Consider the following 6,163-nt stretch of genomic DNA (forward strand, 5'->3'; position numbering starts at 1 on the left):
ATGGGATTCTTGGTCAGCATCACCGGAGTTGCGCCGGAAGGAAGCGATCGCCTTCATCCTCTAGAAGCGATTTGGAGCGTTTTCATGCGGACTCTAGACTCAGGCGCAATGGGCGGCGATACCGGCTGGCTATTTCGGTTTGCGATGCTCTTTGTCACCTTTGGCGGTATCTTCATCATCAGTACCCTAATCGGCATTCTCAGTAGCGGCATCGATACGAAGCTAGAAGACTTACGGAAAGGACGTTCCCGTGTCGTTGAAACCGATCACATTGTAATTTTGGGTTGGTCGCTGCAAGTATTTACCCTCATCTCAGAACTCACCCTTGCTAATGCCAATCGACCCGGTACTTGCATTGTCATTCTCAGTGAAGAGGACAAAGTACAGATGGAAGATACCCTTTCTAATATCTTGGGTAAACGTTCCAAAATTCGCTTAGTTTGTCGCACGGGTAGTCCCAGCAATATTACTGACTTAGGGATGGTTAACGTCCAAACGGCACGCTCAATCGTGATTCTAAGCTCATCCAATGCCCATGCTGATATTCAACTCATAAAAACTCTGCTGGCAATTACCAGTATTCCGCGCAGCGTGTCCCAGCCTTATCACATCGTTGCTCAAGTTCAAGACTCCAAGAGTTCCGACGTTGTTAGTCTAATCGGACGCAACGACATAGAGGTTTTACTGACTAACGATCTCATCTCGCGGATCGTCGTGCAAACCTGTAGACAATCAGGCTTATCAACGGTTTACATGGAGCTACTTGATTTTAGTGGGAATGAAATTTATATCAAAGCAGAACCAACTTTACAAGGAAAAACCTACGGCGATGCGCTTTTAGCCTACAACGATTCTGCGGTACTGGGAATTAAACACGCTGATGGGACGATCCAGCTTAATCCACCGATCGACAGGTCGTTACAACCCAACGAACAACTTGTTTTGATTAGCGAAGATGACAGTACCATTCATCTGTCTCAACTATCTAATATTCCTATCGAGCGTCAAGCGATTCAAGTTAAAGAGAAAAATGCGATCGCCGCCGCAGAAAATACCTTAATTTTGGGCTGGAATAACCGCATTTCTACCATTATTCAACTACTCGATCGTTACGTTGCTCCCGGCTCCACCGTTACAGTCGTTGCTGAGTTTCCAGAAGCTGAGGTCGTATCAACTGAATCGCTCAACTTACAACAACAGACTGTGCGGTATTCTCAGGGAAATCCTACCGAGCGTCAGGTATTAGAAAGCCTCGACTTAACTAAATACAACCATGTTCTCGTACTCTGCAATACTGACTTAGAACCAGAGCAAGCGGATGCTCAAACCTTGATTACATTGCTTTATCTGCGGGATATTGCCGATCGCTATAAGTGCAATTTTCAGGTTGTCACGGAAATTTTAGATTTGCGAAATCAAGCCTTGGCACAAGTGGCTCGCCCGGATGATTTTGTCATCAGCGAGCAAATTGTTAGTCGGCTGCTGGCTCAAGTTTCCGAACAGAAAAGCCTCAATGCTGTGTTTGCCGATCTCTTTAGTCCTGAAGGCTCAGAAATTTATCTTAAGCCTGTCGGTGAGTATGTTGCGCTCGATCATCCCGTTAATTTTTACACAGTTGTTGAAGCCGCCAAGCAACGTGGTGAATCGGCAATTGGCTATCGTTGTAAAGCGGATGCTAATAATTCAGGTAGAGCTTATGGGGTGACGATCAATCCCAAAAAAGATCGACTGATTACGTTTGCCCCACAAGATAAGATCATTCTATTAGCGGAAAACTAAATTTTAGTTTCACTCTTTTTGTATTGATGTACGCGATCGCGATTGACTTTCTCAAGGATTCAGACCCTATTCTGGGACGATTCATTGACCAAATTGGTGCATGTCAACTGAATCAGCAGGAACTGGAAGGAGACTTGTTCTTTTGCCTATCCCGGTCAATTCTCCACCAACAACTTTCTACCAAGGTGGCTAAAGTCATCCACGAAAGGTTTCTCCAGCTTTACCCGGACACTCTGTTTCCTTCAGCGCAAGATGTCCTCGACACGCCGGATGAAGTCCTTCGCAGCGTGGGAATTTCGCGTCCCAAAATCTCTTATATCAAGGACTTGGCGCATCATGCGATCGCTGGATTGCCCACGATTGAGGAGTTGGAAGTCATGGAGGATGAGTCGATTATCAAGACTCTGACGCGGGTGAAAGGTGTCGGACGTTGGACTGTGCAGATGCTCTTGATTTTCCGTCTCAAGCGGTGGGATGTTTTGCCTGTGGATGATTTGGGTGTACGTGCAGGTATTCGGAATCTCTACAATCTTGAGGCACTTCCTGACCGCAAGACAACAGAACGTTTCGGACAAAAGTGGAAGCCCTATTGCAGTATTGCTTCGTGGTATTTGTGGCGCAGTTTAGAGCTAAAGCCAGTTTGAGGACTGCTGGAAAAAAGGGGAAGATGCGATCGCATGGAAGGGTGGTGCCACAGGCGATCCTCCCACTATTCATATGAATAGGCAGGTAAACACACTAGAGCCAGATCATGCCTTACTAGTGGTTCAGATTGATTGCTCTCTCCCTTGGGATAAAGTGAAGTGATAACAATAGAAATCAGGCATCTTTGAATGGGGGTATTGAGTTTCCTTATGTTAACTAAACCTGCCGTGAGGGGCGCTCATACTATAAGGGCAATTAAGTTGATGACGGATAGAGAAAGTTACACTAGCAAAAATTGCCCTTCGTAATGCTTATAACAGTCTATAAACTGACCATTGATTAATCCAGAAACAAATTTATCGATACCGATAGCATAGGCATAATCTTTGGGAAGAGGTGGTGAATTTGAATTATTTTTGAGCAAATATACAATGATTCGATATGAAAAACTTGATACAATATGCCCATAGCAATCACATAAGGGGTGAAATTGTGCTTTCTGTCCAAGAAAAATTTTGTTGAGCTTTTTTTGTTTCTTACATTGAATAAGAGAGCGAAGACGTTGACGGTTTACACATGGCTTTCCACTAGCTTCAAATGAAATAACACTTTCAGGTTTACCTCTTGGGAGGAGGGAAGAACCATGACAGCTAAGTAATATGTCGGCATAAACAGCCCAACGAATATCCTTTCCAAATTGTTCATAACAAGAATTAATCTCTGATCTCACCTGTACTTCATTACGCGAAACTGGGCATAGAGTATAAAAAGCTTCTTCAACTACATCAGCACACCAAACATCATTCTCCCAGCTATAACCAAACGTGTAAAAAACTCCTGGAGCTTTGATGAGTTTTCCTCTAAAATTGTCTGTGTCTCTATCTGTAGCGACATAAACGTTTTTGACAGAACCCAATGCAATATCACTAGCGATACTTTTGATTGTTGATTTAGAGCCAATAGCTCTAAATGCCAACTTTTTTTTAGGTAGAAAAACCTTAAATATTTTTGTCCAAAAAAGCAAGTCAACAGATTGAGTATTATATGCCCCGGATAATACCTCACTGGACGAATAGCTAACACTACCACCTTCAGTAAACACAACAACATCTACCTGCAAGAATAAATGCATATTGGATAAGCCAGAAGGAGTTCTACGAAAACTCATGCTAAGAGTTTCTCCATATCGAAAACTCGCTCACCGTAAACGCTCACAATATCAGGAGAGTGAGTTGCAAATATTATTTGTGCTTTTGGATTAATGCTTCTAAGATTTGTTATTAGTTGTCCTTGCCATTCAACGTGAAGAGATAGTTCAGGTTCATCAGCAATATAAATCCAAGGATTTTCTTCTTGTAGAAGTGCTGCGCCTAATATAATCAACAATTGCTTTTCTCCGGAAGACAATTCCTTTAAAAATAATTTTTTTTCGGACTGAGTGACAGCAATCAGCTCATTTTTGTCGTTAATTTCAAGGTATTTCCGTTGAAGCATATTGTTAACTGTCTTAAGAAATATCTCTCTCGGCTCATAAATTTTTTCCTGAAGCTCAACAAGCTTGTTCCACTCTTGGACTACAGAATGAACTCGATGTGCGCTCACAATAGTAAATAGTTGTTCAGAATTGAAACTGAATCCTCCAGTATGTAAATTTTCTACGGCTTTTTTTAGTATTTCAAAATACTTCTCCAGACTATTAGAAAATACAGTTTCCTCAACATTGAACTCTCTGAAAATCTCAATTAAGGCTTTTTTTTCATTATCTATATCTAGTTTTTTTACTGCTAAAAACAGCTCTCTCTCGGTTTGATTTGGAATAAGAGAAAGAAATACAGTTTTCTGAAACTTATTGGCTTCAGATGCTCCTCTTCTAGCCAGCTGTGAAAAATATTTGATAAGTTCATTGGATAGCTCTTCTAGTTTCCGATCAACTGTAGATTCATTACTGCGGTCTTCACGAAGAATTCTCGATGTTTCTGAGCGATGTATTGACAACCAATTAACATTAATTATCCGTCGCAAATGTTCAATAATATTTAAGTTTGAACGACGAATTTCTCTGTAATATCGAATAGGATAACCTTCTCGAATAGCTAATTGTTCTTCAAGATCATCAAGTGAGTAAGTTACTGCTTCACCAGATGCTTTCTCTTTTATTCGATATTTAATGCTATTAAAAGGTGAATTTTTAATCCCTGTTTTTTCGACTTCAATTGATGGCTTTTTTGAACCTCCAACCTCAGCTAGGTGAAGAGTAATTTTATCAAACGGTAAACGATCTAATGCTTGAAAATCTGCATTAAGTGCAGCAGCGACCATATTAATCAGAGTGGTCTTCCCAGAGCCATTCACTCCGATTAAGAAGTTAACATCAGGATATAGTTGAATTGATACTTTCCTGCTTCCCCAAAAACCATCAATTGTTACATTACTTAAAATATTCATCCCTACTACTGCAAGTTAACCTATCCTATAAGCTAACCTAAATTTGTGAGCAAGAGGATCTCAGGTAAGGACATGACTACAGTCCCTATCTTGCCAATATAGTAATGTAGATGGAAAGAGGCTTTATCGAGCGATCACAACCTGCACTCGTCAAGCGATCGCTCATCCTAGAATTCACCAGAACGATATTTCCCAGCAACTCGCAGCATAGCTGCCAAACTCTTTTCTACATCAGCATCCGTTGTTGCCCAAGACGAAACACTGATTCGCATCGCCGTCTGCCCTTGCCAAACCGTACTGCCACACCAACAAGTCCCCTCGGCTTGAATATCGGCAATCACCCGATGAGTCGTTTGTGCGTCCCCAAAGGACACTAAGACTTGATTCAACACCACATCATTGAGAATCGGATAACCAGCCGCTTTCAACTCCTTGGCAAAATGTCGGGCATGGCGACAAGTACCCTCAATTAAGTCAGGGATTACGCAGTTGGATTGAGAATAAAGCGAGGAGCCGCTAGATAGGAACGAATCGCACTCCGGACGATCGCCAATTTAGCTTCGTACCAACTGATGCCCGTCATCCACAGATGTAGTTCCAGGCGTAGGAAGGCACGAATCGCTAAACCGATATGATTGCGCTCTTGCCCGGCTGGAGCGAACCTGCGCTCGTTCGGCTCCACAGCATTGGCAAGAGTCCTCGGTGGTACTCCTCGATTGCCCAGCCAAACTCGGCAAATTGCAGCCGTTGAAGTTCACCCAGATTGAGGTCGTTGGTCGCCCAATAATCAATGTCACCGTTCGGGGCGACAATCTTGAAGACTTTGACGAAGCCATAGCCTTTGAGGTGAACAATTGTGCCAGTTGCAGCAATGGCGACCTCGCGCAGGGGTCGATTGCCGGTATTGTCAGGATTGACGTGCCGATTTCGCTTGAGTCGGGTCAACCAAATCCAGCCATAGTCGCGAATCCGCTTGAGGTTGTCTAGGCTGCTGTACCAGCTATCGAATACCACACACTCAGGTGTAAACCCTCGTTCCTTCGCTACTTCGAGCATCGAGCGAAAGTGGTCGTTTTTGCTTGACCCATCTACGCTCTTCTCGTAGAACCGATAGTCCAATGGAATGTGACGGTCTCCCTCGCTCCATAGCAATGTAATCAGGTTGATCCCTTGCACCACTCGTCCATGCTTGCCCGACCAGTGCCGAGTTACCAACTCTATCTTCTCGGCATACCACTTGTCCAAGGTCGAATCATCCACCACTAAAACTCCCTGGTTCAACCGTACCTGCGAC

At 43.2% G+C, this 6,163-nt stretch carries 6 protein-coding genes; 2 read left to right on the forward strand and 4 right to left on the reverse strand.

The features are described from left to right. Positions 1-1,779: potassium transporter TrkA (locus tag NDA06_RS26025; protein ID WP_348251926.1), on the forward strand; the 1,779-nt coding region annotated here is incomplete at its 5' end. 23 nt (positions 1,780-1,802) lie between these two features. Then, complete coding sequence (locus NDA06_RS26030; RefSeq protein WP_190985801.1) at positions 1,803-2,423, forward strand: DNA-3-methyladenine glycosylase; 621 nt, start codon at positions 1,803-1,805, stop codon at positions 2,421-2,423. Positions 2,424-2,704: 281 nt separating this feature from the next. Here the strand turns inward: NDA06_RS26030 and NDA06_RS26035 are convergent, their stop codons facing one another. The 4 genes from NDA06_RS26035 to NDA06_RS26050 all read right to left on the reverse strand — a co-directional run. Next, positions 2,705-3,592 carry a hypothetical protein gene (locus NDA06_RS26035; RefSeq protein ID WP_190985800.1) on the reverse strand — a complete coding sequence of 296 codons (888 nt, stop codon included), beginning with the start codon at positions 3,590-3,592 and terminating at the stop codon, positions 2,705-2,707. Continuing rightward, a complete protein-coding gene (locus tag NDA06_RS26040) occupies positions 3,589-4,869 on the reverse strand; it encodes an AAA family ATPase (protein WP_190985799.1) in 1,281 nt (426 codons plus the stop codon). Before NDA06_RS26040 ends, NDA06_RS26035 begins: the two co-directional genes overlap by 4 nt. A gap of 167 nt (positions 4,870-5,036) precedes the next feature. Beyond that, positions 5,037-5,297 (reverse strand): hypothetical protein, encoded by a 261-nt coding sequence (locus tag NDA06_RS26045; protein WP_348251927.1) that lies wholly within the window; start codon positions 5,295-5,297, stop codon positions 5,037-5,039. 193 nt (positions 5,298-5,490) lie between these two features. Beyond that, positions 5,491-6,163, reverse strand: a 673-nt coding sequence (locus NDA06_RS26050; RefSeq protein WP_348251928.1) for a transposase, incomplete at its 5' end; no start/stop codon positions are given.

The sequence above is a fragment of the Trichocoleus sp. ST-U1 genome (genome assembly GCF_039961835.1).
Taxonomy (GTDB): Bacteria; Cyanobacteriota; Cyanobacteriia; order Cyanobacteriales; family FACHB-T130; genus FACHB-T130.

Excerpts from the sequence above, each read along its gene's own strand:
- NDA06_RS26035 (WP_190985800.1), bottom strand. The coding sequence starts at position 3,592 with ATGAGTTTTCGTAGAACTCCTTCTGGCTTATCCAATATGCATTTATTC.
- NDA06_RS26040 (WP_190985799.1), bottom strand. The coding sequence starts at position 4,869 with ATGAATATTTTAAGTAATGTAACAATTGATGGTTTTTGGGGAAGCAGG.